The 26,966-nt window shown below is 55.3% G+C and carries 23 protein-coding genes; 9 read left to right on the top strand and 14 right to left on the bottom strand.

Going from position 1 to position 26,966, the window contains the following annotated elements; translation table 11 throughout:
• Positions 1-260: 260 nt before the first annotated feature.
• Together RRY12_07895 and RRY12_07900 are read right to left on the bottom strand one after the other, a co-directional pair.
• Entirely contained in the window at positions 261-1,574 is a 1,314-nt protein-coding gene (locus RRY12_07895; protein MEG2184581.1) for a replication-associated recombination protein A, read from the bottom strand.
• Entirely contained in the window at positions 1,574-2,560 is a 987-nt protein-coding gene (locus RRY12_07900) for an HAD-IA family hydrolase (GenBank protein ID MEG2184582.1), read from the bottom strand. The genes RRY12_07895 and RRY12_07900 overlap by 1 nt, the downstream gene beginning before the upstream one ends.
• A gap of 463 nt (positions 2,561-3,023) precedes the next feature.
• Here RRY12_07900 and RRY12_07905 point away from each other — a divergent pair, with 463 nt between their 5' ends.
• Together RRY12_07905 and RRY12_07910 are read left to right on the top strand one after the other, a co-directional pair.
• The gene (locus tag RRY12_07905; GenBank protein ID MEG2184583.1) at positions 3,024-3,812 is read left to right on the top strand and encodes an amino acid ABC transporter ATP-binding protein; all 789 of its coding nucleotides are present in this window, start codon (positions 3,024-3,026) and stop codon (positions 3,810-3,812) included.
• On the top strand, positions 3,812-5,386 hold the full coding sequence (locus tag RRY12_07910; protein MEG2184584.1) for an ABC transporter substrate-binding protein/permease: 1,575 nt from the start codon (positions 3,812-3,814) through the stop codon (positions 5,384-5,386). Before RRY12_07905 ends, RRY12_07910 begins: the two co-directional genes overlap by 1 nt.
• Before the next feature lie 62 nt (positions 5,387-5,448).
• On the opposite strand, the gene RRY12_07915 is transcribed toward RRY12_07910, so the two are convergent.
• The 3 genes from RRY12_07915 to RRY12_07925 all read right to left on the bottom strand — a co-directional run bounded on the left by RRY12_07915 (position 5,449) and on the right by RRY12_07925 (position 10,916).
• On the bottom strand, positions 5,449-7,743 hold the full coding sequence (locus tag RRY12_07915; GenBank protein ID MEG2184585.1) for an ATP-dependent RecD-like DNA helicase: 2,295 nt from the start codon (positions 7,741-7,743) through the stop codon (positions 5,449-5,451).
• 9 nt (positions 7,744-7,752) lie between these two features.
• On the bottom strand, positions 7,753-9,378 hold the full coding sequence (locus RRY12_07920; GenBank protein MEG2184586.1) for an amidohydrolase: 1,626 nt from the start codon (positions 9,376-9,378) through the stop codon (positions 7,753-7,755).
• A gap of 74 nt (positions 9,379-9,452) precedes the next feature.
• Entirely contained in the window at positions 9,453-10,916 is a 1,464-nt protein-coding gene (locus RRY12_07925) for a leucyl aminopeptidase (protein MEG2184587.1), read from the bottom strand.
• Between the two features lie 275 nt (positions 10,917-11,191).
• Here RRY12_07925 and RRY12_07930 point away from each other — a divergent pair, with 275 nt between their 5' ends.
• On the top strand, positions 11,192-12,583 hold the full coding sequence (locus RRY12_07930; GenBank protein ID MEG2184588.1) for an FAD-binding protein: 1,392 nt from the start codon (positions 11,192-11,194) through the stop codon (positions 12,581-12,583).
• 66 nt (positions 12,584-12,649) lie between these two features.
• Entirely contained in the window at positions 12,650-13,612 is a 963-nt protein-coding gene (locus tag RRY12_07935; GenBank protein MEG2184589.1) for a potassium channel family protein, read from the top strand.
• A gap of 86 nt (positions 13,613-13,698) precedes the next feature.
• Here the strand turns inward: RRY12_07935 and RRY12_07940 are convergent, their stop codons facing one another.
• Together RRY12_07940 and RRY12_07945 are read right to left on the bottom strand one after the other, a co-directional pair.
• Positions 13,699-15,108, bottom strand: coding sequence for a sodium-dependent transporter (locus RRY12_07940; GenBank protein MEG2184590.1), 1,410 nt, complete (start codon positions 15,106-15,108; stop codon positions 13,699-13,701).
• Between the two features lie 132 nt (positions 15,109-15,240).
• Positions 15,241-16,332: an alanine/ornithine racemase family PLP-dependent enzyme gene (locus RRY12_07945; protein ID MEG2184591.1), complete on the bottom strand. Its 1,092-nt coding sequence runs from the start codon at positions 16,330-16,332 to the stop codon at positions 15,241-15,243.
• A 117-nt stretch (positions 16,333-16,449) separates the two neighbouring features.
• Between RRY12_07945 and RRY12_07950 the strand changes: the two genes are divergently transcribed.
• Entirely contained in the window at positions 16,450-17,430 is a 981-nt protein-coding gene (locus tag RRY12_07950) for a threonine/serine dehydratase (GenBank protein ID MEG2184592.1), read from the top strand.
• An 83-nt stretch (positions 17,431-17,513) separates the two neighbouring features.
• Here RRY12_07950 and RRY12_07955 read toward each other — a convergent pair whose 3' ends face one another.
• From RRY12_07955 to RRY12_07970, 4 genes are all read right to left on the bottom strand, one after another.
• Positions 17,514-18,182, bottom strand: a complete 669-nt coding sequence (locus tag RRY12_07955) for a hypothetical protein (GenBank protein ID MEG2184593.1) — start codon at positions 18,180-18,182, stop codon at positions 17,514-17,516.
• Positions 18,183-18,248: 66 nt separating this feature from the next.
• Complete coding sequence (locus RRY12_07960; GenBank protein ID MEG2184594.1) at positions 18,249-19,061, bottom strand: TIGR02757 family protein; 813 nt, start codon at positions 19,059-19,061, stop codon at positions 18,249-18,251.
• A 1-nt stretch (position 19,062) separates the two neighbouring features.
• The gene (locus tag RRY12_07965) at positions 19,063-19,587 is read right to left on the bottom strand and encodes a flavin reductase family protein (protein ID MEG2184595.1); all 525 of its coding nucleotides are present in this window, start codon (positions 19,585-19,587) and stop codon (positions 19,063-19,065) included.
• Between the two features lie 80 nt (positions 19,588-19,667).
• The gene (locus RRY12_07970; protein MEG2184596.1) at positions 19,668-20,159 is read right to left on the bottom strand and encodes a ferritin; all 492 of its coding nucleotides are present in this window, start codon (positions 20,157-20,159) and stop codon (positions 19,668-19,670) included.
• Between the two features lie 247 nt (positions 20,160-20,406).
• Here RRY12_07970 and RRY12_07975 point away from each other — a divergent pair, with 247 nt between their 5' ends.
• Both RRY12_07975 and RRY12_07980 read left to right on the top strand, forming a co-directional pair.
• Positions 20,407-20,901: a GNAT family N-acetyltransferase gene (locus RRY12_07975; GenBank protein MEG2184597.1), complete on the top strand. Its 495-nt coding sequence runs from the start codon at positions 20,407-20,409 to the stop codon at positions 20,899-20,901.
• Between the two features lie 2 nt (positions 20,902-20,903).
• Positions 20,904-21,404: a GNAT family N-acetyltransferase gene (locus RRY12_07980; protein ID MEG2184598.1), complete on the top strand. Its 501-nt coding sequence runs from the start codon at positions 20,904-20,906 to the stop codon at positions 21,402-21,404.
• A gap of 134 nt (positions 21,405-21,538) precedes the next feature.
• On the opposite strand, the gene RRY12_07985 is transcribed toward RRY12_07980, so the two are convergent.
• Together RRY12_07985 and RRY12_07990 are read right to left on the bottom strand one after the other, a co-directional pair.
• Positions 21,539-22,891: a YjiH family protein gene (locus RRY12_07985; protein ID MEG2184599.1), complete on the bottom strand. Its 1,353-nt coding sequence runs from the start codon at positions 22,889-22,891 to the stop codon at positions 21,539-21,541.
• A gap of 148 nt (positions 22,892-23,039) precedes the next feature.
• On the bottom strand, positions 23,040-24,458 hold the full coding sequence (locus RRY12_07990) for an FAD-linked oxidase C-terminal domain-containing protein (protein ID MEG2184600.1): 1,419 nt from the start codon (positions 24,456-24,458) through the stop codon (positions 23,040-23,042).
• A gap of 107 nt (positions 24,459-24,565) precedes the next feature.
• On the opposite strand from RRY12_07990, the gene RRY12_07995 reads away from it, so the two are divergent.
• Positions 24,566-24,757: a YwbE family protein gene (locus tag RRY12_07995; GenBank protein ID MEG2184601.1), complete on the top strand. Its 192-nt coding sequence runs from the start codon at positions 24,566-24,568 to the stop codon at positions 24,755-24,757.
• A gap of 40 nt (positions 24,758-24,797) precedes the next feature.
• Complete coding sequence (locus RRY12_08000; protein ID MEG2184602.1) at positions 24,798-25,580, top strand: TSUP family transporter; 783 nt, start codon at positions 24,798-24,800, stop codon at positions 25,578-25,580.
• A gap of 19 nt (positions 25,581-25,599) precedes the next feature.
• On the opposite strand, the gene RRY12_08005 is transcribed toward RRY12_08000, so the two are convergent.
• Entirely contained in the window at positions 25,600-26,958 is a 1,359-nt protein-coding gene (locus RRY12_08005) for an MATE family efflux transporter (protein ID MEG2184603.1), read from the bottom strand.
• Positions 26,959-26,966: the final 8 nt, after the last annotated feature.

A 26,966-nucleotide genomic window follows, 5' to 3' on the forward strand; every position in this document is an offset into this window, starting at 1 on the left:
TTTCTTTGTTGCGCGGGTTTGTAATCATCGTCCCCGCGGCCTTCCTCTTCTCATATACCTCCGCAATGACAGGCGTCTGGTGTGCGCTGCCTGCAACAGAACTGGCAACGGCCGCACTCGGCCTCTGGCTCTATCGGCTGCGTAAGAAGACAAAAGGCGACGGCGCAAGCTATGTTTAAGCATGGCGCGCATACATATATAGCGTATAAAGGAAGAAAAATAAAAAAGGGGAGGCAAGACTCCCCTTTGCATTTATTTTCTTACTTTTCCGTTTCGTTTTTATCCGCTGAGAACCTTTTCCAGAGGCGTTTCAGGCGGTCTTTTATTTTTATTTCGGCGCCCAGCTCCTCCGGGAAGTAGAAGCGGCGCATTTCGGGGAGGTAGGCCTGCGGCGTCCAATGGCCGGGGCTGTCGTGGGGATAGACGTAGCCTTCTCCGTCGTTTCTCAGGTGGCTTGGCACCTCCATTATGTTTCCGTCACGGACGTTTTGCTGTGCGGCTTTTATCGCAAGGTAGGCGCTGTTGCTTTTGGGGGCGGCGGCAAGATATATGACGGCTTCAGAGAGGATGAGGTTTGCCTCCGGCATCCCAACGCGGTCTACGGCGGCTGCGGCGTTCTGCGCGACGACGAGCGCCATCGGGTCTGCCAGCCCTATGTCTTCCGCCGCAGAGATGCAGAGGCGGCGCGTGATGAAGCGTATGTCGTCTCCGCCTTCGAGCATCCGGGCCAGCCAGTATAGCGCGGCGTCCGGGTCTGAGCCGCGTATGCTTTTTATCAATGCGGAGATGACCGCGTAGTGGTCGTTTGAGTTTCTGTCGTAGCGTTGGGTGGCGGAGCCTACGCTTTCGCGCAGTATCTCTTCCGAAAGCAGCGAGCCGCCGCCCATCGCGGCGGCGGTGACGGCGGTTTCAAGGCGAGTAAGCGCCTGGCGCGCGTCGCCTCCGGCAAGCGCCGCTATTTTTTCTATTATGCCCTCCTGCGCTGTGACGCCGAGGCGTCCGAGGCCGCGGTCTTCGTCGGTCATGGCCCTTGTCAGCAGCGCCGCAAGCTCCTCCGTCTTTAGAGGCTCCAGCGTGTAGACTATCATTCGTGAAAGCAGCGTCTTGTTTATTTCAAACCACGGATTTTCGGTGGTAGTTCCGACGAGTATCAGGTCCCCTGTCTCCACGGAGGGCAAAAGCACGTTCTGTTGTTTGCTGTTGAAGTGGTATATTTCGTCTACAAAGGCTATGGCCGAGAGTCCGGAGCTCCTTTTTTCCGCGCGCGCACGTTCCACCAGGTCGCGCAGCGTCTCCACCTTCGCGCTGACGGCGTTTATTTCAAGCAGCGTGCGCCCTGTAGCGCGAGCCATGAGGCGCACAAGCGTCGTCTTTCCGACGCCGGGCGGCCCGTATAGGATGCAGCTTGGCGCGCGTCCGCCTTCAAGCAGAAGGCGCAGCGCCTTTCCTTTTCCAAGAATGTGGCTTTGCCCGGCGTATTCGTCAAGCGTCCGCGGGCGCATCCGTTCGGCTAATGGGATCTCGAATCCTTCCCCGCCTTCGTCCTGAAAGTCGAAAAGGCCGCTTTCCGCCATTATTTTATCTTTTTGCGTTCAATGAAGCGCATCAGGTCTAAGGAATTTTTCGGCGCGGCGCATACTTCCTCCGCCTCCGTAACTATCTCCGCCATCGGAAAACGGCTGGCCAGGAATCTGCTGACGACGTCGAACCAGAGTTCGCCCATCTCAGCCGGCGCAAAAGAGGCGCTCTTTTTCCATTCTTCCGGCGTCATTCTGCGTTCTGGGTCTATGCGGAAGCTGCCGACGCCCAGTGCCGCGGCGCGCATGAGCCAACAGTCCGCGTTGGGCGAGGTGTCGTCGGGCAGAGCGAAGCAGAGCTGCGCCGCGTTGGCAAGCCAGCGCTCGCCCTTTTTGGCGAATATCTCGCGGTATTCCCACGGCACGAGCGGCTTTGGCTCTTTCAGCTCTGCCACTAGGTCTTCAAGTGTTGGATAGGTGACGTCTGCCCAGGCGTCCCACTCCGCGGTATCTCTCTGTACAAGCGCCGCGCGCATCCCGGCTCTGCGGGCGCCCTGCAGGTCGTAGAGGAAATCCCCGATGTAGATGCAGCTGCTTGGGGCCGCACCCATCTCCGCCGCGGCCGCGTTCAGCGCGCGCGGGTCGGGCTTCACCCACGGAAAATTATCTCGCCCCCACGTTTTTTCGGGCAGCTCAAAACCTATCGCCGCGGCGCCGCGTCTTATTACATCCATGCAGTTGCGTGAAAGTATGCAGTACGGCACATCGTGCGAATCAAGCCACTCTATCAGCTCAAAAGCGCCGGGCACAGGCGTCGCCTGTTCAGCGCCCGCCATCTCAAGTTCCTTGAGCTCCGCGAAAAATTCGGCGCGCAGCCCCTCCGGTAAAGTTTCAGCCTCTTCAAGAAGCATGGCGCGACGCCCGCCGTAATATTTCTCCCTGATGCCCGAGAAATCAAGCCTTGTCTCCGCCAGCACTCCGTCCCAGTCTAAAAGGAATCCCGCGCATACCGCAGGACTCCAATATGGTTTTTCTATTTGCATCGTTTCCTCCAGCTATTTCCCATAAAATAATCCATCACGACTACGTGCCCAAAGTGACCCCAGAAAACTTTTAATATCTATATTATACCTGAAGTGCGAACATTTAGGGCTATATCTAATTTATTTTCCGCAAAGTCGAAAAAAACCCGCGCGATTTCCCAAACGAAGCCATCAAAATACTTGCATTATATGAAAAAAAACATTACACTTGTTGTTGCTTATTGCGCCGATGTCATTACACGGAAGGGACGTGAGACGAAAATTGAAAAAAAACACTGGTGTCTGGTGTGACAGACATGGAGGGAAACTCCAAAACTTCTGCAAAGTATCTTCCTGCCCGCTTTCTTCCGGCTTAATGGCTAAAGCTGCAAAAATGTCAGCTTTGATGTTATATGGCGAGTATCTGCGCATATGACGTCTTCCTTGGATTTTTCAATTCTACAAATCTGAGGGGGCATATACAATGAACGTTACAAACAAACCGTTGATAGTCATTGAGAATTTAAACAAAAGTTTTGAGGATGGAGAAGTCCTCAGAAACATCAGCTTTACCATACGCGAGGGCGACCTCGCCTCTATCATAGGACCTTCCGGATGCGGAAAGTCCACGTTTTTGCGCTGCATCAACTGCCTTGAACTTATGGACTCAGGCTCTGTCACCGTGGCCGGCGTCACCGTGTCCCGCAAACCTGGCGAAACGCCGAGCGACGCGATGCTGCAGACGGTACATGAGCTGCGCACCGAGGTAGGCATGGTCTTTCAAAGCTACAACCTCTTCCCAAACAAGAACCTGCTGCAGAACATCATGCTTGCGCCAATGGTCGTAAAGGGCATGAAGAGCGACGAGGCCCACGAACTTAGCATGAAGATGCTGCAAAAGGTCGGGCTTGAAGGCTTCGCGCATAAATATCCGTCTACTCTCTCCGGCGGACAGAGCCAACGCGCAGCGATTGCGCGAGCGCTTGCTATGAACCCGCGCGTCATGCTTTACGACGAGCCTACCTCCGCGCTTGACCCGGAGCTTGTCGGCGAAGTTTTGCAGGTCATGAAGGACCTTGACGCCGAGGGCATGACACAGATAATCGTTACGCACGAAATGAAGTTCGCAAGAGACGCTTCGGACTATATCATTTTCATGGACAAGGGCGAGATCGTCGAGTACGAAGACGGCGACGTCCTGTTTGAGAACCCGAAGAACGAACGCACGCGCTCGTTCCTTCGTCATTTTGTAAACGCCGGGGTGACATGCTGATGAAAAAGTTTATTGCGCTTATTGCGCTTATAATGGCGCTGGCAATGCCGGGCGCACTCTACGCGGCAGACGCCGCCGCGCCCGCCGCGGGCGAAAAACTGCTGCGCTGGGGCGGAGACTCCGAAGGCGGATTCCCGTACATGTTCTCCGACCCGAAGGACCCGAAGAAGCTCATCGGCTTTGAGGTGGACATAGTAGACGCCATAGCCAAGGAACTGGGACGCCGCCCGGTATACGTCAACAACGCGTGGGACAACCTTATCCCGGGCCTTGAACGCAACCTTTACGACATCGCCATCAACGGGCTGGAAGTGACTCCGGAGCACGAAGAGACGGTAAACTTCTCAATCCCCTATTACAAGACTTACCTGCAGCTCGCCGTCCGCAAAAAGGACAACTCCGTCAAGACATTGAAGGACCTTAAGGGAAAGGTAGCGGGCACGCTCAAAGAAAGCTACGCGCAGCAGATCCTCGAAGAGGTCAGCGGCATCAACATCCGCACCTACATCGTCGAGGCCAACACCTATGAGGACTTGGCAAACGGACGCCTTGACGCGGCTCTCTTCGACCAGCCCATCGCACTCTACTCCGCCGGCTTCAACCCCGAGATAAAGTTCGTGGGGCCGCCGATCGGAGAAATCACCTACGCCATCGCCCTCCGCAAGAAGGACAAGGCGCTTCTGGGCGAGATAAACGCAGCCCTCGTCAAACTCCGCGACAACGGTACGCTGCGCGCGATATATGACAAATGGAACCTTTGGACGCCGGTTATGGCGACGACCTTCAACGACTTCGACCCGCCGAAGTTCGAGCCTATCTTCTACAACGAGTGGGCGGAGGCTCACCGTCCAAACCTCACGATAGAAAAACGGCTCCAGCGCTACTGGGACGTAATGCCGATGTTCGCGCACGGCGCGCTCGTCACGATGGAGGTCTCAATAGTCGCCATGGTCATCGCGATATGCCTGGGCCTCGCGCTTGCCGTCACGCGCGTATTTGCGCCGCGCTGGCTTGCGATGATAGCGACATGGTACGTCGAGATAGTCCGCGGCACTCCTGTTTTGATACAGCTCTTCTTCATCTTCTACGGACTTCCGTCCATCGGAATAAAGTTCTCTCCCTTCTGGGCTGGAGCTATAGGCCTTGGCCTCAACTACGCTGCCTACGAGGCTGAAGTATACAGGACGGGACTGTTTGCCATCCCAAGGACTCAATGGGAATCGGCGCTTGCGCTGGGCATGACGAGATGGCAGGCGATGCAGCAGGTGATACTGCCGCAGGCCGTCCGCGTAGTCATTCCGCCTATCACGAACGACTTCATCTCCCTGCTCAAGGACTCCTCGCTCGTCTCCATCATCACGATGGTGGACCTGACGAAGGTCTACGGCCAGGTGTCGGCCACCTACTACGACTACTTCGGCCCCGGCATCATCGTAGCCGTCATCTATCTGCTGCTCGGGCTGCCCTTCGTGCGCTTCGCAAGGCACACGGAAAAGCGCCTCGCCGCGGTGGAAAAGGACGGCAAGCAGGGGCACAGGGAAAATATCTACAGAAACAGTACGCGCTACATCTAAACCCTATATTTATCCGCATATAAAAAATGGCAGGCCGGAAAATTTACCGGTCTGCTATTTTTTTATTCCATAAACAGGCCGTCGTTTGCCTTTTGGCTCAGACGCTCTTTGAGGCGCGTGTATCTAGTGCGCGTCTTGTCGTTCTCCACGGCGATGCGTATCGCCTTCTTCTGTCCCACTATGACGACAAGTTTTTTTCCGCGCGTTATCGCGGTATATAGAAGGTTTCTTTGCAGCAGCACGTAATGCTGGGTCAAGAGCGGGATTATGACGGCGGGATATTCGGAACCCTGCGACTTGTGTATCGAGACGGCGTAGGCGTGTACCAGCTCTTCCAGCTCCGAGAAATCATAGGTGACGATGCCCGTGTCCATCCTGACGGTGATGGACGATTCTTCGCCGTCCACCTTTGTGATGATGCCGATATCCCCGTTATAGACATCTTTGTCATAATTATTTTTTATCTGCATCACTTTGTCGCCCTCTTTGAAGACGCGTTCAAGACGCTGCACGGAGGCGCCGGCCCGTTTGTTCAATATCTTCTGGAGCTCTGCGTTGAGCCTCTTCGTGCCGACCGTCCCGTTGTGCATCGGCGCTAGCACCTGTATGTCGTTTATCGGGTCGAAATTAAAACGCTTTGGGATGTTGTCGGCGACAAGCCGTTCGACGGTCTTAAGCACCATATCTTCAAAAATTTTCCGGCAGTCCTCTTCAGGCAGCCCCGGCGCGTTCACCTTAGGCTCTATAAAATAAAAATCCGATAATTCAAGGCTCTGATCCTCCGGCAGTATCGGCATCTCGCCGTTGTTGACGCGGTGCGCGTTGACGATTATCCGGCTCTCCTTGCCCTGACGAAATATCTCGGTGAGCATAACGACAGGAACGGAGGCTGAATCTATCAGGTCTTTCAGCACGTTGCCGGGCGAGACTGATGGGAGCTGATTTACGTCGCCGACGAAGATGAGGGAGGCGCTCTTAGGCATGGCCTTCAAAAGATGATGAAAGAGTATCTGGTCTATCATTGAAGCTTCGTCTACGATAAGCAGGTCGCACTCAAGCGGGTTCGTCTCGTTGCGCATGAAGGAGCCGCCGCTGCCGGGAGCGCCTACATATTCAAGCAGACGATGGATGGTCTTCGCCTCATGGTCTGTTGCCTCCGCCATGCGCTTCGCCGCGCGCCCCGTGGGAGCGGCAAGCAGCACGCGGAAACCGCCAGCCTCGCGCATTCTAAGAGCCGCGCGGATTATCGTAGTCTTTCCCGTTCCGGGGCCGCCCGTTATCACCATCACTTTGGAATTTACGGCGCGTATTACGGCCTCGCGCTGAGCCGGAGCAAGCGTTATGCCCATCTCGCGTTCAAGCCAGGGCAGCATCTTGTCGCAGTCGACGCACTGACTGTTATACGGCGCGGCTATTATGGCGCGCAGGTTTTTCGCGGAGGTCGTCTCTGCGTAGTAGAAGGCCGGAAGGTATACCGCCTCTTCCTCTTTCCCGTCGCCGTCGGTGAACTTCTCAACTATTATCTCTTCTGCAAGACGCGCCGCCTCTATGCCGTCGGCTGCCATCTCTTTTTCGACCTGGAGCGTCTTTGCCGCGTTGTCGGTGAGCATGCCTATTGGCGCGTAGACGTGGCCGTCCGTTATAAGCTGGTTTAGCACATGCTGCACGCCCGCGCGGACGCGCAGCGGAGAATCTATGGAAAATCCAACTTTGCGCGCGATCTTGTCCGCTATCGCAAAACCTATGCCGGGGATGTCGAGCGCAAGACGGTAGGGGTTCTCTTTGAGCACCTCTTTAGTGCCGGCGCCGTACTGCCGGAAGATACGCATCGCGTAGCCCGTGCCGATGCCGTAGCCCTGCAGAAAGACCATTACTTCGCGGATCTCGCGCTGCGCCTGCCAGCCGTCGGCTATCGCCTCAGCCTTTTTTTCGCTTATGCCCTTTATCAAGGCAAGGCGGTCCGGTTCTTCGTCGAGCACCCGCACCGTATCCTCGCCGAATTTATCGACGATTTTTTTCGCCATCGCGGGGCCGAGGCCCGGGATGAGGCCGGAGCCGAGAAATTTTTCTATACCGGCCGCAGTAGCGGGCATCGTAGATTCGCATTTGTAAACGTGAAACTGCATGCCGTATTTCGCGCTGCGCTCCCACCGGCCCGTGAGAGTCAGCATCTCGCCCTGCGCCGGTTCCGCCATAAGTCCAACCGCGGTGATGAGGTCGGCGTGGTCGCGCACGCTAAGGCGGAGAACGGTATATCCGTTCTCCGCGTTGTGAAAGGTTATACGTTCCGCCTGTCCGGCAAGTTCTACCATGCCCTCCGGCGAAGCGGATTGATTTTCTTTAAGGTTCTCCGTCAACAGAGGCTCCTATTTGATGCAGCGGATATGCCCGTCTACGACCGTGAGGCCGGTATTCATGTTCAAAAGCTCGTTTTCAGGAACCTGGAACGGATCCTGCATAAAGGCGGTGAGGTCAGCCGCCTTGCCCGGCTCCAGCGTGCCGCGCCACGGCAGCTCGCAGCAGACGTTCGCGCCTCCGCTTGTGTAGAGGGCGAAGGCCTCGACTCTGTCGACGCACTGCAGCGGCATCCAGCCGTGTTCCGGTTCGTTGTTCGTATCCTGCCTCAAAATCGCGGCGCGTATGCCGACAAACGGGTTCAGCGATTCCGTAGGCGCGTCAGATCCCGCGCCGACGGGAATGCCGGCGTTTAGAAGCGATTTCCACGCGTAGCTCCATCTGGCGCGGTCTGTGTCGAGGCGCGAAATGACGATGGGCCAGTCGGAGGTGACGAAGGCCGGCTGTATGTCCGCCATGACGCCAAGCGACGCCATGCGCGAATAAAGGTCGGCCGCGCCGACCTGACAATGCACTATCCTGTGCGCGATGCCGCTGTTGGCCGCGCTCTTCGCGGATTCCACGGCGTTGAGGCAGCGCTCTATAGCGCCGTCGCCGATAGCGTAAAAGGCGGCCTGCATCCCTGCCTCCTGCGCGGTGAGCACGAGCCTGTTCAGCTCGCCCTGAGAATGTGCGTAGACGCCGCGGTTGCCGGGGTCGTCCGAGTATTCCTCGCGAAGCGCCGCCGTGCGCGCGCCAAGCGTGCCGTCGACGTGTATTTTGAGCGGACCTGAGCGGAAATAATTCCCTCCGCGTCTGTTGTATCCGTTTTCTATGAAGGCAGAAAGAGCCTCCTCGTCGCGCAGATGCCATTGCTGCGCGACGCGCAGCGGCATTTTTCCTTCGTTTTCCATCGCCTCATAGAGGTCAAAAACGCCCTCCGTGCGGCCGATGAGCTCCAGATCGTCCGTTTGGACGGAGGTTATGCCGTACCCAAGCATTTTTTCCGTGGCGAGCCGGTACCAGCGTTTCAGCGTCTCTGTCGAATGTTCCGGGATATTGAGGCGCACCCAGTTGACGGCGGCCTCGCTCACGACGCCGTTTGGTTCGCCCTTTTCGTCGGTGTGGATTATGCCGCCGGAGATCTTAAAGCCGCTTGAGATTTTTAATATCTGAAGCGCCTTGCTGTTGAGAGCCGTGATATGTCCGCACGAGCGCTCGAAGCAGAGCGGGATGTCGGTCGAGATGAGGTCGAGGTCGTGACGGTTCGGGAAACGGTTTTCCGCCATTCTGTTCTGATCCCAGCCGCGCGCGAAGAACCAACCGTCCACAGCGATAGGGTTGCCGGAGAGAAAGTGCCTCCCCTTGCCTATTATTTCGTCTATTGAGCGAGCGTCGCTCAAATCTAAAGTCTCTATACTGCGCCCCGCCGCCAGCAGATGATTGTGCGTATCTGTAAAGCCGGGCAGTATATAGCGCCCCTTCATATCCAAAACGACCGTCTTCGTATCGCATAACTCAAGTATCTCTTTGTCCGAGCCGAGCTTTTTGATTATCCCTCCGCGCGCGAAGAGCGCCTGCGCGCGGCCCGGATAGGCCATCGGGTAGATGACGCCGTTTATCAACGCTATTGAATCTGTCCTGATGCTTTCATTCATATTTAAAATGTTCCCTGTCCCGTCTTATTGGTCTATGTGCCTCGTCTTGCGGCGCGGCAGTGGTTTTTGTAAGATTAAAGTTCTTTGATGAGGCGGACGAGAGTCCTCGCGCCAAACCCAGAGGCTCCGTCGACGTAATAGCTGTACGGCTTCTTTACGAAGTCCGCCGCCGCGATGTCAAGATGCGCCCACGGAATGTCTTTTGAGACGAAAGCCTCAAGGAACATAGCCGCCGTTATCGCGCCGCCGTAGCGGCTGCCGCAGTTCACAAGGTCGGCAAACGGGCTTTTCAGCTGTTTTCTGAGGCTCGGGTCATTCATCGGCATCTTCCAGAAACGTTCTCCGCTTGCGGCGGAGGCCGCAAGAAGTTTGTCGCCGAAGGCGTCGTTGTTTGTAAAAAGCCCGGCCGTCGTTGCGCCAAGCGCTACGGCGCACGCGCCTGTAAGGGTCGCTATATCGACTATCATGTCCGGCGCGAGCTCTGTGGCGTAGGCCAGAGCGTCCGCCAGAGTGAGGCGGCCTTCTGCGTCGGTGTTGTTTATCTCAACCGTCTTGCCGTTTCTTGAGGTCAGGATGTCGTCTGGTCTGTAGGCGTCGCCTCCGGGCATGTTCTCCGCGGCGGCTATGATGGCCGTCACCTTCCACGGCAGCTTCATTTCCGCTACGGCGCCGATAGCTCCCAGCACGACGCAGGCGCCGGTCTTGTCGCCCTTCATCGTCGTCATGAAATCGGCGGGCTTGATGTCGAGGCCGCCGCTGTCAAAGGTTATGCCCTTGCCGACGAGCGCCACGTGTCCCTTGGCCGCGCCCTCCGGTTCATAGGAAAGCACGACGAAGCGCGGCGGGTTCTTTGAGCCTCGGCCCACAGCGTAGAAGAGGCCCATTTTTGCTTTCTGTATGCGTTCTTCGTCCCATATCTCGCAGCTCATGCCGTGCTTTTGCGCAAGCGCCGCAGCCCGCTCCGCAAGAGTAACAGGGTTTACGGCGTTTCCCGGCTCGTTTGCAAGAGCGCGCGCGAAGAGCTGCGCTCCGGCGATGGAGCGGCCCTCTTCCAAGGCCGCTGCGTCCGCGTCGATAAAAATTATATCAGAGGCCTCTGTGAATTTATCCTTTTCATCCTTTGCCTTGTACTTGACAAAACGGCTGGAAGCAAGAGCCGCGCCCTCAGCGGCCGCGCGCGAGCGCGCTGGGCACGAAGCCTTCGGCATCGTCACGGAAAAGGCGCTGATTCCTTTTTCTGCGGCGGCGCGGGCTATTTTAAAGGCGGCCTCGCGGATGCGTTCTTCCGTCTCAGAGGCGTCGGAGCCTGTGCCCGCCGCTATGACGTACTTCACATTTTTATCGGCCAGCGGAATGACGAGCGACGAGCCAGCCTCGCCTTTGTAGCCGTGATTGACTATCACCTTGCGGCAGAAATCGCGCATCTCGCCGCGAAGCGGATCAAGCGCGATCTGCTCCGGCTCGGCCTCTTCAACGATTATGCCGATTATCGGCAGCGTCTCTGCGTTGAAATTTTCCGGCTGTATTGTAATTGACATTTATATTTCCTCCTGAACTTAACTTTCATTTAACCTTCACTATAATGATAACATAGGTAGTCTATTATTGCACATATTTTTACTTCGTAAAGCATAATGAGACGCTATCTTTTCAGCTCGCCTTCATCCGCGGCGGCGGAGCGCCGCGCTTTGTTTCATAAAAATCCCCTATTAAAAAGCATCCCGCACCGCCGCTTTTGCCGGTATCTGATTTTAATTATTTCAGCTATACTTAGCGGAGCAAGAAAAGCGTTTAATGGAGGACTTATATCATTATGAAAAAAAATTACGACGCGGTAATAGTGGGTGCCGGCCCCGCCGGGCTTTTCGCCGCAATGGAGCTGGCCGGCAGAGGACTTAAAGTGGCAGTCGCCGACAAGGGACGCCCTATAGATAAACGGATATGCCCGATGAAGGCCGGAGCTTCGGAGTGCGTACACTGCCGGCCGTGCAACGTCGTCTGCGGCTGGGGCGGCGCGGGCGCTTTCAGCGACGGAAAGCTGACGCTGACGCCGGAGTTCGGCGGCAACCTCGAGGAATACTGCGGGCGCGCGAAGCTGCTCGAACTTATAAAAGAGGCGGACGAGATGTATCTGCGCCACGGAGCGAGCACCACGCTCTTTGAGCCTGGCGGCGAGCTGGCAAAACAGGTCATCGCAAAGGCGCTTCAGGCAGGCCTTGACATAATCCCCGCCACAATCCGCCACATGGGCACCGACCGCTCGAAGTTTATCTTAGGCGCCATGTACGAGACGATGAAAGACAACTGCGAGGTCTTCACGAACACCGCGGTAGACCGCGTGCTGCTTGCGGCGGACGGTTCCGCGGCTGGAGTGGCCCTTGAAAACGGCGACGAACTGCTCGCGCCTAAGGTGCTTCTTGCGCCGGGACGCGAGGGCGCGGCGTGGATGGAAAAGACGGTGCGCGCGCTCGGGCTTGAGATAGAGTCTCTGCCCGTCGACATCGGCGTGCGAGTTGAGATACCCTCCGCGTGGGCCGAGGACATCACCGACCAGTTCTACGAGATAAAGGCGATACTCGATACGCCCACCTTCGACGACCGTGTGCGCACCTTCTGCATGTGCCCGCACGGAGAGGTGACGACGGAGTTTCAGAGCCATCACAACATCCTCACAGTAAACGGCCATTCAAACCGCGAAAACGACAAAAAGACGCAAAACACAAACTTCGCGATATTGCTCTCCACCAAATTTACAAAACCGTTCAGCGACCCTATAGGCTACGGCAGCCACATCGCGCGCCTTGCGAACATGCTGGGCGGCGGCATTCTTGTGCAGCGCCTAGGCGACCTCCGCAAGGGGCGGCGCTCGACGCACGAGCGCATAGCGCGCGGCCTCGTGACGCCCACATTGACCAGCGCGGAGCCGGGCGACCTCGCCTGCGTGTTGCCCTACCGGCATCTCGTGGGCATCATGGAGATGCTTTCCGCGCTCGACCACATCATCCCTGGAATCAACGGCAGCCATACGCTGCTCTACGGCGTCGAGGTAAAGTTCTACAGCCTTAAGGTGGCGCTGGACAAAGGCCTCCAGACGACGATACCGGGGCTGTACGCCGCGGGAGACGGCGCAGGAGTCACGCGCGGCGTCATACAGGCCTCCGCAAGCGGACTCTGGGCGGCGCGCGCGATGACAGAAAGCCGCTGAAAATAAAACAGGCCTCCGCGGGCCGAGCCTTCGTCCCGCGGAGCTTTACTCGATGGAGGGGTAACAATGAGGCCGCAGCTGCGCAAGAGGCTCATCTTTATTTACGAGGTCATTCTGCCGATACTGGCTATTTTTTCAATGCTTTCTCTAATAGCGCTCGGCGAGAAATATTTTCACCCAGAAGAGCAGCCTGTGGTCCTCTATGTCGTCGACCATCTGATATGGCTTGTCTTCACGGTCGATTTCTGTATAAGGATATGCTTTGCCACAAGCTTTAAACTCTTCATAGCTACGCATCTGTCGGAATTTATATCAATAGTCCCGTCGTCTCCATTCATTTTCGTTTTGTATCTGCTTGATTTGTCGCGCTGGCAGACGAGCACCTTCGTCCTTATGGAAATCATCTTCCTCGTCAAGTTCCTCGCCTACTTAGGGCGCTGTTATTCAATGCAGAGCAGGTTCTTCAAAACAAACCTGCTGCACTACGCGGGCGGCATAACGATAGTTTCGCTCGTCGTAGCGGCTCAGCTATTTTCCATCTGCGAAGAGATAAGCTACGGCAATTCTATATGGTTTTCTCTGGTGACGATGAGCACCACCGGCTACGGCGACATCGTGCCGCATACGGACGGGGGCAGGATGGTCGCCATCTTTCTAATGGTGGCGGGAGTTGCCTGCATCACAGCCTTTACGAGCATTCTTGCTTCGCGCATCCTAAAAGCGCCAGACAGGATGAACTCAAAAAACCCGCATATAGAGGCGATAGAAACGCAGATACGGCGCTTCGCTCTGCTTTCGGAGGACGAGGTGGAAGAGATGTGCATCATCTTGAAAGACCTTAAAGCGCACCAGAAGGTGACGGGAAAACTTGTCGCCGAAGAGATACGCGACTTCAACGAAAAAGAAGAAAAAAAGCTCTGGAGCAGCCTTCCGGTCGTCCGCTGGGTGCGCGCGAAATGCGCCGGCTTCATGGACGACAGCATAGAGATAGACCGAGACCTGTCAGAAAAAAAAGAAAAAGAAGATTAGCCGCGCCGCAGAGAGCGCGGAAGATACAAAAAGAGACGGCCCCATGTTTTTGCGGGGCCGCCTCTTTTTGTATGAGCAGTTGGTTTTTAGAACTTGACGATGCCGAGCGCGTTGAGGAAGATTATCAAAACGAGCACGGGCGTCACATAGCGAAGCAGCACGCGGATGAAGTTTACCCTGTTCTGGTTGGGGAGCATCCCGTTGTTCGTCAGTTCCGCGAAGAAATCTTTCGGCTTCAGGATATAGCCGGTGAAGATAGCGATAAGGATGCCGCCGATGGGCATCGTGAGGTTTGACGAGATATAGTCAAAGAGGTCGAAGAAGCCCTTGCCAAAGAAGGTGAGCCCGCCGAAATAACCGCTGCCGTCGGCCGAACCCGCGGCAAGCACGCCGACCGCGCCTATAAGCACGCAGTTGATGATGGCGGCCTTTTTGCGCGGCATGTTAAATTCTTCGGCCATCCACATGGTCGGCACCTCGACGAGAGAGAGCATCGCTCCGTTTGCGGCAAAGGCCGTCAGCAGGAAGAAGGCGAAAAGCAGCACCTGTCCGAAAGGCATCTGCGAGAAGACGAGCGGGATGGTGATGAAAAGCAGACCGGGGCCGGCGCCAGGCTCTACGCCGAAGGAAAAGACCGTCGGGAAAATGGCGAGGCCTGCGAGCATTGAGACGCAGATGTCCGCGATCGCTATCTTAAGCGGCGATATCGAAAGGTCGGCGTCTGAGGTGAAGTATGAGCCGTAGGTGATCATCGTGCCCATTCCGAGCGAAAGCTTAAAGAAGGCAAGCCCCATAGCGCCTAGCACGACGGCCGGCGTCACCTGCGCGAAATCGACGTGGAAGAGGAAGCGGAGGCCTTCGCCCGCGCCCGGAAGCGTCAGCGCACGTATGACGCAGATGATGAGCAGCAAAAATAGCGCCGGCATCATGACCTTTATCGCGCGTTCAATGCCTCTGGAGACGCCCATTGAAATTATCGTCCCGACAACCACAAGCACTATGACCTGCCAGAATATCGGGGCGAGCACCGTCCATGAGAAGAAGGACTGACTCGCTCCGCCTACGCCGATAGTCTGCGCGAAGAGAGCGCCCGCGCCCTCCTTTGTGATGTTCGTGAAAGCGCCAGTAGCCGCCTTGAAGGTGTAGCAGTAGACCCAGCCCGCGACGCAGCTGTAGAAGAACATGATGAGATATGCGGAGAGCGCGCCCATAAAGCCGATACCGGCCCACGGAGTGCGCGCGTTTCCTGTGAGCTTTTTAAAGGCGCCTACGGCGTTCATGCGCGAACGGCGTCCAATGACGAATTCGCTTATCATGATAGGCACCGCCACGCAGAAGACGAAGAACAGATAAATCACCAAAAACGCGCCGCCGCCTCCGGTGCCGGTCATATACGGGAATTTCCATATATTCCCTAGTCCGACAGCGGAACCCAGCGCAACCATCAGAGCCGCTAAAGTTGAACTGAAACCATCTCGTTTGCTCTCAGCAGACATCGTAAAAATCTCTCCTTTAAATAGTTAAAATAGCTACGTAAAAAAATGATAAAGCACCTTACGGTTTTATGATTTTACACCAACCGGACTGCTTTATCATCTGCTAAAACATATTATTTTTGAGATTTATGCCTATTCAAATATTTTAGCGACATACGGCGAGGTCGACGACGAAAGCATCGCCGTGTAATCCGGCCTGAAGCGCAGAACGTCGCCCACTTTCAGCTCTGGGCGCTCCTCTATGTCAACCAGCAGGTGGTCGCTTGAGGCGGTTATTATATGCACGCCGGCGTCAAGCGGCGCAAGTCCCGCGATATTCACATCCTGTTTGCCCACGGCCAGTATCCCGCGTCTGCGGTCTCCCCTGTCCTCAAAGACGGGAATGTTTCCAAAGGCGTCGTGCCCTATCTCCCCAACCGGAAGCGTCGGCTTCGTGCGCACCTCGACAAGCTCCGCCTCTAGCTGCATCGTATCCTGATTCAGCCCGTCCAGCGTCACGCCGAAGGCGGTGTCTCGGCCAAGGAGCATCGCCTCGCCTATCCTCAGGTTGTTTATCCCAGATGGCATCTGTCCGCGTCTCATCTGAAGGAATGAACAGGTGCCGCCGCCTGAATATATTTCAAGCGAAACACCAAGCGCCTTTTCAAGCGCCTCGCCGCAGCCGGCAAGCGTCTGTAAGTTTTCCATCGTGGGCTGCACGCCGCTTGCGCAGGAGAAGTTCGCGCCGACGCCCGCTATTTTCATATAGCCGTCAAATTTCGGCATCTCAAATGCCGCGCGCTCCGCCTCTTTGAACCAAAAGCCTTCGCGAAGGTCGCCCATATCCATCATCACGACGCATTTTACCGTTTTTTTCTTTTTTTCGCATATCGAAGCAAGCAGCTCCATAGTGCCGATGTCAGAGATGAGCGTGTAGTCGCAAAGCTCCGCAAGCTCTTCCAGCTCCGAGCGCATCGGTATGCGGATGAGCGCAAAGTCCGCTTTCACGCCGGCCTCTTTCATCTTCCTGATGTTGTCGAGCCGGCTGTCTCCGATGACGCGTATGCCGCCGTCCACAAAGGCGCGCGCCGCCTCCGGGAAGGCCGATATACCCTTTGAGATGCCCCACAGAGCTATCCCGTGCGCCGCGCACTCTGCCGTGAGCGCCGCCGCGTTTTCTCTTATTTTATCAAGCCGCACGCGAAGGAGCGGATATTTTACACCTTTGATTTCTTCGCTTCCCATCTCAAGCACTCTCCATTTTATCAATATGAGAAAATATTATACAACTTTAAATTTAAATTTCTATGCTGTGTGCTAATATAGAGAATATTATACCATTATATTCGAGGGGGAATTTTTGTGGCGGAACTTCCAATCGATCCCTGCATCACAGATGTCGTAAAGGCATATAAATTTTTAAAAGAGAGAGTGCGGCGCACGCCGACCGCCTATTCCCACGCGCTCTCAGAACACGCAGGCGCGCCGGTATTCCTCAAGTTGGAGAACCAGCAGCTCTGCGGCTCTTTCAAAGTTCGCGGCGCTCTCTACAAAATGAATTCGCTGACGCAGGAGGAGCGCGCAAAGGGCGTAGTCACCTGTTCAAGCGGCAACCACGGACAGGGGGTGGCGATAGCGGCAAAAGAGCTGAAGATCCCCGTAAAAATATTTGTTCCGCGCGACTGCCCGGAGACGAAGAAAAATTCCATCATGTGGCGCGGCGGCGACTTTGTTGAGCTGGTGGTGACGGAGGGCGACTATGACTTCGCGGAGGCGGCCTCGCACAAGTATGCCGCGGAGCACGACGTAACCTACGTCTCCTCGTTTGAAGACGCGACCGTCATAGCGGGACAGGGAACGGCGGGCTTTGAAATGTTCATGGACGAGCCTGACATCGAACTGCTGCTTATCCCCGCTGGCGGCGGCGGCCTTATGAACGGCGTCTCCATCGCGGCGAAGGCGCTTGCCCCAAACGTCGAAATATGGGGAGTGCAGTCCGAGGCCTCCGACCCGTGGGTGAAATCCTGGGACGACGGCGTCGTAAAAGAGGTCGTCTACTCCGAAACGCTGGCCGACGGACTTGCGGGCTACATACCGCAAAGCCTTCTCACCCTCGCGAAAAAACGCGTCAAGGGGATACTTGAAATAACCGAAAAAGAGCTGGCGGAGGCGATAGCCTTCATGCACCGCGAAGAACACCTCGTAGTCGAGGGCGCGGGCGCCGTAGGCATTGCGGCGCTTCTTACCGGAAAAGCTCCCGTAAACGGGCGCAAGACGGGCGTAGTAGTCTCCGGCGGCAACATAGACGAAAAAAAACTGATGAAAATTTTAGCGGCGCACTAAAGGGCCGCGCACACAGAAAAAACAAAAGGCCGGAACCTTCAGCAAAGAAGGTTCCGGCCTTGTATTTTACATTGCGCCGCCTCTTACGAGAGGCTTGGGATAGACGGTATCTTAAGCTCGGGCACCGGCCCCAGCACCTCTTTCGTCGCGTCCAGCTCCATGTCGAAGAGCGCCTGCGTTATGCGCATCTGCGTAAGGTCGTCCGTCTCGTAGCTTATTGAAAAGCGTCTGTAGCCGAATTTCTCCGCGAAGAAGGAGAGGTTTGAGCTTTTTCTGCCGGAAGAGGCCTGAAAGCAGCGGTTCAGCTTTTCAAGAAAATCCGCTTCGTTGAAGAACGGGTCTTCGTTGATCAGCATCAGCACCTTGCACTCGTCGACGAGGACGTCGCCGCTCCATATATCGCAGAGCGTAAGCCCCGCCATAAGCCCCGGGTAGAGGCGCAGCAGAGGAATGACTGTGTGCTCGATCTTTTCGGAGTACGAAAAGACCATGGTGAAGCCCAGCTCCAGCCCCGAGTTGCGCACAGGGTCTATTATGTTCTGACGCACCATCGTGCCGATGTTGCCGCTCTGAAAGCTGCGCAGACAGAGAAACTCGCTCTTCATTTCAAGCGCAAGCCCCGCCACGCTGCCAAGCAGCGGATTGAACATCGTGTTGACCGTCACAGGCGAATAATCTTTTCCGTAAGGAACCCACTGCGCGATGTCTATGTCGATATTTTGATCCCAATAGGGAAGAATAGAATTTATCATGCCGCGGCCTCCTTTTTATGCAATCAAAAGATTATAGCATCTACTGCGCTCCCGCGTAAAATTATTTTATTTTTGCGCCCACTTCGCAAATAGCTCCTCTACGGACATCTCCTCGCGGATGCCGTAGCGGGTGAGCGCGAAATCATATTTCACGGGGTCGTCCGGCGATATTTCAGAAAAACGCGCCGTTATCTCCGCCGCCGTCCTGCCGTTTGCGCTCTTTGAGGAACAGAGGCCGAGCGTGGAGGAGATATTGAACATGTGCGTGTCAAGCGGGATGAGCAGCTCCGCGGGAGAAAGGCAGCTCCAGCCGCCCGGGTCCACGTCGTCGCGCCGCACCATCCAGCGCAGGTAGAGCGCCATGCGTTTGCAGGCGCTTCCCTTCGACGGACGCGGCAGCAGGAAAATATTTTCCCTGTTCATCGCGTCGTTGAAGGCGGCCGAAAAATTTTCCATGCCATGCTGTATGTCGCCGTCGTAGCCCGCGACAAAAAGCCGCTCCAAAGAGCCGTACCGCCTAAGCAGGGAACCTGCCGCGTCAAGAAACAGCGACATCTCCATGCAGTCCGTGAAGCGGTGGACGAACGAACCAAGCGCCTTTTTATGGTCTTCAAGGCCGCTGTTTTTCAGGTACTCCGAAGGAGAGGGGCCAAGGACGCCGAGCACGCGCTTTACGCTCTTTAATATCTGCGCCACCTTGCCGTAGGCCAGCCCTGAAGCTATGAGGCCGACCGCCTCCCTGTCCGCGCTTTCGTCGTAATCATACAAAAATTGAAGCGGATCGGGAGAAACGTAGATCCGCTTGTTGTAGTCGTCGTAGATTTTTTCAAATATATCGCGGCTTGCTATGCGCGCCGCGCGTTCTTCAAGCGGCTTCAATTTATTTTACTGCGTTGAAGCCGAAGGTGGGCGCCGTCTTCGGGGACTTGCCTTTCTTGAGGCTGTGGTAATCCGCATAGGTGAGCGGGATCGCCTCCTTGAAATATTTGGCGCTTATGACGCGGCCAACGAACATTATGTGGCTCGGCATCTCAACGACCTTCTCCACCTCCGCGTCAAAGGCGGCGATGGTCCAGTCCTCGATGAGCGGAGCGCCAGTTGCGCCGCGCTCGAACTTTACGTTTGCAAATTTGTCGATGTCGCGCCCGGATTTAAAACCGAACTGCCCGATAAAGGTCATCGGGACATCCTGCTCAAGAACGGAGACGGAAAAAACTCCGCTGTCCATTATCATGCCGGTCGTGAGGTTCGCCTTGTTCAGACAGGTGGCGACGCATATCGGTTCCGCCGTTATCTGCATGACTGTGTTGGCTATCTGCCCGTTGAGCCTGCCCTTTAAGTCCGTGCTTACGATATACATTCCGTAGGTGAGCGAAAAGAGCGCCTTCATATCTATCTCTGCCATCTATATGCCTCCCGGAAAATAAAATATGCCTTTTAAAGAGGGCCGGCTTTAAAGATATTTACCAGCCGGCCCGTGATTTATTATGCTCTTGCGCCGAGTTCCTTGTCCAGCATCACGAGAGAGATGGGAATGTCGCCGAGCCTCTTGAACTTCGCCACTATCTCCATGCACTGCTCTTCTTCCTCGACCTGCTCTTTGATGAACCAGTTCAGCATTTCGCGCGTCGCGTAATCTTTGAGTTCCATTGAAAGATCTACGAGGCCGTAGATGAGCGAGGTCACCTTCTGCTCGTGGCCCAATGCCTGCTCGAAAATCTCCGTAGCGCACTTCCATTCGCAGCGCGGAGCGGGAATGGCTTCAAGAATGACGCGGCCGCCGCGCTCAGAGATGAAGTTATAGAACCTCTGTGCGTGCTCCTGCTCCTCCGCGAACTGCTTCTTCATCCAGTGGGCGCAGCCGGGAAGGTCGTTTGCGTCAAACCATGTAGCCATTGAGAGATACAGATAAGCCGAGTCAAGTTCCGCCTGTATCTGTCCGTTAAGTGCCGCCTGCATTTTTTCGCTGATTATCATCTAAAATCTCACCTTTCAATATTATGTTGACATGCCGCTTTTAAATCTTCCATGTAATTCAAAATCATTATAAATATCATAGCGCAGATAGCTGTAAAGTCAAGATAAAAATGCCTGTTTTTTCGTTTTGTTGTTAATGTAAAATTTTTACCGGCTTGCCGCGTTTTTATTTTTTTATTTTTGCGATAGCGGTGCAATTAGAGTACAATAAGGTAAGACCATAATTGACGTTCGGGGGGTCCGGCTTTTGGAAATCAGACCGGTAATGTTAAAAGACGCGGAAGCAATAGCGTCCATCAGACGGCGGGACGGTGTCAGAGAGGGCGTGCTCGCTCTTTCCAGCGACAGGATCAGCGTTACGACAGATTTTATCAGCTCGCTCACAAGCGGTGACAGAGCCTTTGTCGCCGAGGAGAACGGAGAGGCTGCGGCCTTCGCCGTAATTGTGAAGAACAGGGAACCTCACAGGGAACACTCCGCCTCAATCGCGATAATGGTGGACCCAGATTTTCAGCAGATGGGCATAGGACACAAACTAATGAGGCGCATCGTGGAATGCGCGGACGACGAACTTAAGCTGCACAGGCTCGAACTGCTCGTGCTGACGGACAATGAGAGGGCTATCAGCCTCTATAAAAAGTTCGGCTTCATGGTAGAGGCCACCAAATGGCACGCCGCCGTTGTGCGCGGCCTCTTCGTAAACGAATATTCGATGGGACGCCTGCGCGGGGAGGGCAAATAGCTATGAGAATACGGCCCGTAACGCAAAGCGACGCAGAAAGCATCTGCAAGATCAACGACAGCGTCAAAGGGGATAAAAATTTACACATCACAAACTCTCTTTTTATGGACGCGGAAAGCCTTATCGAAAATCTCACGGCGCTGGATCACATGATGGTGCTTGAAACGGAGACGGAGCCGCGCGAGATATGCGCCGCTGTGCTGCTTATCGTAAACAGGCAGATATTCCTTCGCCGCATGGCGACGCTTCGTATAATCGTCGACCCGAAATGGCAGGGACAGGGGCTTGGCAAGCTGCTTATGGAGACGGCTCTGCATCTCGCAGACGACGAACTGATGATGGAACGCGTTGAGGTGGAGATACCGACCGACAACGTAAACGCGCTCAAATTATGCAAATCGACCGGCTTCAAGGTCGAAGGCGTGGCAAAAGATTTTATGATGACGCCTGACGGCCGCTACGTCGACGCCTATTTGATGGCGCACTGCAGAAACGTAAAATAAAACAGAGGCGCCGCCCGCTTCACGCGATTTGCTGCGGTGCTTGCGTAAAAATAAAAGAAGGCCTCTTTTGAGCCGCTATTTTGCGACGAAAGAGACCTTCTTTTTGTTTTGATGTTTGTTCCGTGTTTACGTGTTTAGCAGAAATACCACGCAAACGGCGCAAGCAGGAAGATGGAAAGCACCGCGCGGATGAAGTATATCCCCGTCAGCTTCCAGAAGCCAAGCGGTATCGATGACTGGAGGATAAGCACGCCGACCTCAGTCATGTAGATGAGCCCCGTGCCAGAGATACAGGCGCACATGAACTTCGCGGCGACGGCCGTGCGGCCAGAGCCCACCACAGCGGCCAGGAACTGGTCCGCGTAGGCAAGCAGGAAGGCGGGCGCCACCTGATTTGCCTCTGGGATGCGCATGAGGCTGAGGCACCACGCAAAGGGCATAGAAAGCACCTGAAAGACCGGCGTGTTGTTCGCAATGATGAGCACGACCGTGCCCCACGCCACAACGAGCGGCATCGTGCTGACGACAAGAGAAACGAAGGTCTTCACGCCAGAGTCCACCGTCATCGCCGTGGTCTGTTTTGAGGAGCGCTCCATCGCAAGCTTCAGCCCCCATTCACCGAGCGTGTAGCCGGCAGGTATATCGTCTCCGATGCGCTGCTTGCCCGCCTTGCCCGAGAAGGTGTCCGGCATTGACGAGAGCGGCCATATACGCGGCATGATGAGCGCCAGTATGAAGGTGACGGCATATACCGCCGCCATTATCTGGAAATACATGTTCGGAAGTCCGACGAAATCCGCCATTACGTAAATATAGGCGATGCTGATGACGGAGAAGGCCGTCGTTATTATTGAAGCTTCGCGGTCTGAATAGTAGCCCTGGTCGTGTACCTTCGTCGTTATTACGACGGCGACGGAGCAGCTTCCGACCCAGGAGGCAAGGCAGTCCACAGCGGAACGTCCGGGCAGCTTAAAGAGCGGCCCCATAACCGGACGCGCGTAGGTGCCGACATATTCCATAAGTCCGTAGTCGGTAAGAAGAGGCACGACTCCGGCAAGCACGATGAAGATTATAAGAAGCGCGGGAGCAAGGATGATGGCGGGCGTGCCTCCGTTGTCCATGTTCCATATCACTTCGGGGCCTATCTTGAAGAAAATGACGATGTAGAGCGCGGCGCCCAGAAGACGCGAGGCGAGCCAGAAGGGCTTCACAATAAGAAGCTCACCCCAAAACGGGTTGGCGACGACCTTTTCAGGCTTCGCCATAGAGGCCCAGAGCGAGGCGACAGCTGAGAGCACGACGAGGACCATAGCCGTTCCGGGAAGCCACGGCTTTAAAAGCGCCTTTCCCCAGTCGATGGCTATGCCAAGGATGGTGTTGAGGCTGCCATTCATCGGAATGGGCAGCAGAAATACGAGCGCGCCTATAAACGACGGCACGATGAAGTGCATGAGCTGCGATGTTGTGTAATGTTGTTTCTCCAGCATTGTTATTACTTCCTTCCATAAAAACGGTAAATTCAAAGAGATTAATAATTACCTTTGGTTTATTTTATTTCCAAAAACGCACCTACCCTTCCGGTCGAATTTATTGCGTAATCATAATACAATGTTGATAATATGGCAACATTAAAATTTAATCGAAAATTTTACCCGGATTCATAATGCCGTTTGGGTCAAGCGCTGACTTTATCTTCTTCATCAGCTCTATATTCTGCGGCGGGCAGAGCTTTGCGAAATAGTCGCGGCGTTTGCTGCCGATGCCGTGCTCCCCGCTGATCACGCCGCCCAGCTCGTAGGTGAGTTTGAATATTTCCCATTCTATCTCAGCCTCCACGCGCTCCCACTCGTCTATCGACATCGCGGCGGGCTTCAAAATGGTTGGATGAAGGTTGCCGTCGCCCGCATGCCCGAAGTTCGCTATCCTTACGCCGCGGCGCGACTCTATCTCCTGGATGCCGCGCACCATCTCAGGAATTTTTGATATCGGCACTACTATGTCCTCGTCCGCCTCGACAGGGTCCGTGACGCGCAGCGCCTCGTCTATGTTGCGGCGCACCGCCCAGATGCGTTCGCGCGTAGAGCGCGTGTCGGCCACGTAGATCTCAAGCGCGCCCTCTTTTGAGAGTATCTCGCCGGCGCGCTCTATGTCCATGTCGAGCGCCTCCTGATTTCCGCCGTCCACCTCAACGAGCAGCGCCGCCTCCACGCCCTCCATCGGCAGCTCTTCGTTGAGGAAGCCGCAGGCCTTTGTGTAACAGTAGGCGTCCATGTATTCTATCGAAGAGGGCACGACGCCGCTTCCCGTCATCATCTTCGGCACGGCGCGTATCGCGGTCTCTGTGTCGGAAAAGAGTGCTAGCAGCGCGGCGCGGCTGTTCAAGAGCGGCTGAAGGCGCAGGATTATCTTCGTCACATATCCGAGAGTCCCCTCCGAACCCACAAAAAGTTCTTTCAGGCTGTAGCCGGAGACGTCCTTCATCAGCTTGCCGCCAAGCGTTATGATCTCGCCGGTGGGGAGCACCACCTCAAGGCCTACCACATAACGCATCGTGACGCCGTACTTGACTGCGTTTCCGCCGCCCGCGTTTTCCGCGACGTTCCCGCCGATGTGGCAGGAGAGCACGCTCATCGGGTATCCTGTGTAGGCCAGCCCCTTTTCCGCGGCGGCCGCGTTTATCTCGCTTGTGATTACGCCTGGTTCCGTTACTGCGACAAGGTTTTCCGCATCTATTTCGATTATATGGCAGAGGCGTTCGTCTGAAATTACGATCCCGCCGTGCAGCGGAAGCGCGCCTCCCGAAAGTCCGGTGCCGCCGCCGCGCGGAGTGACCGGGACTTTGCTTCGGTTTGCTATTTTTAATATTTCGGAGACCTGGCCCGCGTCGCACGGAGCCACGACTACCTCCGGCATGTACCGCTGTTCGGCCCTGAGCGTCAGCGTCTCGTCGCGCGAACAGGCCTCGCGCTTTTCTTCCGAGGTCCAGACGTTTGCTGCGCCGACCGCGTCCGCCAGCTGCTCTATTATCTCTTTCGTTACATATCCATATTCCAAATTACAACGCTCCGTTTCCGTGACGAACTTTATTTTTAAAAATAATGATATATTATAATAGCATTTATGGCTGGCGGGAAATTTATAAAACAGAGGCAGTGGATAAAATGAACGGAAAAAACAGAGCCGACGTCAGAGTCGGCGCGAAGGTAAAAATAGTCCTTAAGGCGGACCAGCGCAGCGGAAAGCTTACAGAAGGCGTCGTTGCGCGCCTTCTCACAAAAAGCGCGACGCATCCGCACGGCATAAAGGTGATGCTTGAGGACGGGCAGGTAGGCCGCGTCCAGGAAATAGAATAACGGCAGATCATTTATTTCTGTAAATACAAGGAGTTTGTTTATGGGCAGCGAATTTACAATATCAGCCTCTTCAATGATAATTTTATGCTTTATGGTCTTTCTTGCGGGATTTGTGGACGCCTCGGCCGGCGGCGGCGGCATCATATCGCTCCCGGCCTATATTTTTACGGGGATGCCTGCGCATTACGCGCTTGGCTGCAATAAATTTTCAAGCGCCTCCGGCACGACGCTTGCCGTCTTTAAATTCTGGAAGGGCGGCGCCGTGGATATGCGCGCCGCGCTTATCGCGGCGGCCGGCTCCTTCATCGGCTCCGCCGTCGGAACAAAGGCGGCGCTGATGCTGAGCGACCAGACGATAAAGACTATGCTGCTCGTCATTCTGCCATGCGCGGCCGTCATCATAATGTTTCGGCGCAACATGGGCGAGGCGGACAGGTCGCATGAGATCGGCCGTGCGAAGGCGACGGCCCTTGCCGCTGTCATAGGCCTGCTCATCGGCGGCTACGACGGGCTCTTCGGCCCTGGCACTGGGACATTTGCCATCATCGCCTTTTCGATGCTTATGAAATATGACTTGAAGACCGCCTCCGGCAACGCGAAAATTTTGAACCTGGCCTCGAACTACGCCTCGTTCATCACATTCGCCGCGGCCGGAACGATAATCTATTCCGTGGCCATACCAGCCGCGCTCTGCAACATCGCTGGCAGCTATTTCGGCTCGCACTGCGCGCTCACTCGCGGCGCGAAATTCATCCGTCCCATGATGGCGGCAGTTATCACCCTTATAATGCTGAAACTTCTCTGGGACATCCTTTCACATTAAGAACCGGGACCCAGCGTTTTTAGCGTCTTCTTCTTATCGTCTTCATCGCCCACGTAAAGCAGCCAAGATGAGCCGCGAACGTTATTATCCATGAGACGGGATATGAGAGGTAGAGCACGGTTATCGTGTGCAGCGACGGTATCTGAAATATCGTGGCTATCCACAAAAGACGCAGGCCGCAGACGCCAAGCAGCGTGACAACCGTCGGCATAACGGAGTAGCCCATTCCGCGCAGCGCGCCCACCATGCCGTCCATCATGCCGCAGACGGCGTATGTCGTAGAAAGTATCCAAAGCCGGTCCATGCCGGCCTTTATGACCGCTTCGCTTGAAGAGTATACGCCAAGCAGCGCGTGCCCGAAGAGGGCGGCACCAAGGCCGAGCGTGCAGCCTACGGCTACGATACATATCTGCCCCGTCTTTAAAATGTTGTATATCCTTTTTATATGCCCCGCGCCTATATTTTGACTGGTGAAGGATATTATCGCCTGATAAAAGGCGTTCATCGCAAAGTAGACGAACATCTCTATGTTTGCGGCGGCTGAGCTTCCCGCCATTATGACCGCGCCGAACGAGTTTATCGAGGACTGGATGACGACGTTTGAAAGAGCAAAGAGCACTCCCTGTATCCCGGCAGGCAGACCTATTTTCAATATCTTGACCAGCTTTGGAACGCTTATGCGCATTTCGGAGGGAACAAGGCGGATGCCGCCGCTTTCGCGCAGCAGGCAGCGCACAACGAGCGCCGCGGAGACGCACTGTGAAATGACCGTCGCTATCGCAACTCCGGCCACGTCAAGATGCAGATTTATCACGAAAAAGAGATTGAGCAGCACGTTTATGACGCCGGCAAAAAGAAGATAATAGAGCGGGCGCCTCGTGTCTCCGACCGCGCGCAGCACGGCGCTGCCGAAATTATAGACCATAACTGGGGTCATGCCGAAAAAATAGATGACCAGATAGAGCGTGGCAAGCCCGAGCACCTCGTCCGGCGTCCGCATCGCAATAAGTATCCTGCGGGCGCCCGCCACTCCTATGACGGTAAGCAGAAGGCCGCTTATCACCCCCAGCATTATCGAGGTGTGCACCGTCTTAGCAAGAGCCTCCTCTTCCTTCGCGCCGTAGTAGCGCGCGGCGAGAACGTTCGTTCCTACGGAAAGCCCTATAAAGAGATTCGTCAGAAGGCCTATCAAAGAGGTGTTCGAGCCGACCGCGGCGAGAGAATTGTCGCCGGCAAAGCGTCCTACGACTATGATGTCAGCCGCGTTGAAAAGCAGCTGCAAAATGCTGGAACACATAAGCGGCACCGCAAAAAGCAGCATCTTGGGCAAAATAGCACCGCTGCACATATCTATTTCATATTTTTTATTATTTTCCATTGACACAA

Source organism: Cloacibacillus sp., from assembly GCA_036655895.1.
GTDB lineage: Bacteria > Synergistota > Synergistia > Synergistales > Synergistaceae > JAVVPF01.

Coding starts and splice junctions, on each gene's coding strand:
- RRY12_07925 (MEG2184587.1), bottom strand. CDS start 10,916: ATGTCAATTACAATACAGCCGGAAAATTTCAACGCAGAGACGCTGCCG.
- RRY12_07935 (MEG2184589.1), top strand. CDS start 12,650: ATGAGGCCGCAGCTGCGCAAGAGGCTCATCTTTATTTACGAGGTCATT.
- RRY12_07905 (MEG2184583.1), top strand. CDS start 3,024: ATGAACGTTACAAACAAACCGTTGATAGTCATTGAGAATTTAAACAAA.
- RRY12_07900 (MEG2184582.1), bottom strand. CDS start 2,560: ATGCAAATAGAAAAACCATATTGGAGTCCTGCGGTATGCGCGGGATTC.
- RRY12_07945 (MEG2184591.1), bottom strand. CDS start 16,332: ATGGGAAGCGAAGAAATCAAAGGTGTAAAATATCCGCTCCTTCGCGTG.
- RRY12_07930 (MEG2184588.1), top strand. CDS start 11,192: ATGAAAAAAAATTACGACGCGGTAATAGTGGGTGCCGGCCCCGCCGGG.
- RRY12_07985 (MEG2184599.1), bottom strand. CDS start 22,891: ATGCTGGAGAAACAACATTACACAACATCGCAGCTCATGCACTTCATC.
- RRY12_07995 (MEG2184601.1), top strand. CDS start 24,566: ATGAACGGAAAAAACAGAGCCGACGTCAGAGTCGGCGCGAAGGTAAAA.
- RRY12_07965 (MEG2184595.1), bottom strand. CDS start 19,587: ATGGCAGAGATAGATATGAAGGCGCTCTTTTCGCTCACCTACGGAATG.
- RRY12_07920 (MEG2184586.1), bottom strand. CDS start 9,378: ATGAATGAAAGCATCAGGACAGATTCAATAGCGTTGATAAACGGCGTC.
- RRY12_07910 (MEG2184584.1), top strand. CDS start 3,812: ATGAAAAAGTTTATTGCGCTTATTGCGCTTATAATGGCGCTGGCAATG.
- RRY12_07895 (MEG2184581.1), bottom strand. CDS start 1,574: ATGGCGGAAAGCGGCCTTTTCGACTTTCAGGACGAAGGCGGGGAAGGA.
- RRY12_08000 (MEG2184602.1), top strand. CDS start 24,798: ATGGGCAGCGAATTTACAATATCAGCCTCTTCAATGATAATTTTATGC.
- RRY12_07980 (MEG2184598.1), top strand. CDS start 20,904: ATGAGAATACGGCCCGTAACGCAAAGCGACGCAGAAAGCATCTGCAAG.
- RRY12_08005 (MEG2184603.1), bottom strand. CDS start 26,958: ATGGAAAATAATAAAAAATATGAAATAGATATGTGCAGCGGTGCTATT.
- RRY12_07940 (MEG2184590.1), bottom strand. CDS start 15,108: ATGTCTGCTGAGAGCAAACGAGATGGTTTCAGTTCAACTTTAGCGGCT.
- RRY12_07970 (MEG2184596.1), bottom strand. CDS start 20,159: ATGATAATCAGCGAAAAAATGCAGGCGGCACTTAACGGACAGATACAG.
- RRY12_07955 (MEG2184593.1), bottom strand. CDS start 18,182: ATGATAAATTCTATTCTTCCCTATTGGGATCAAAATATCGACATAGAC.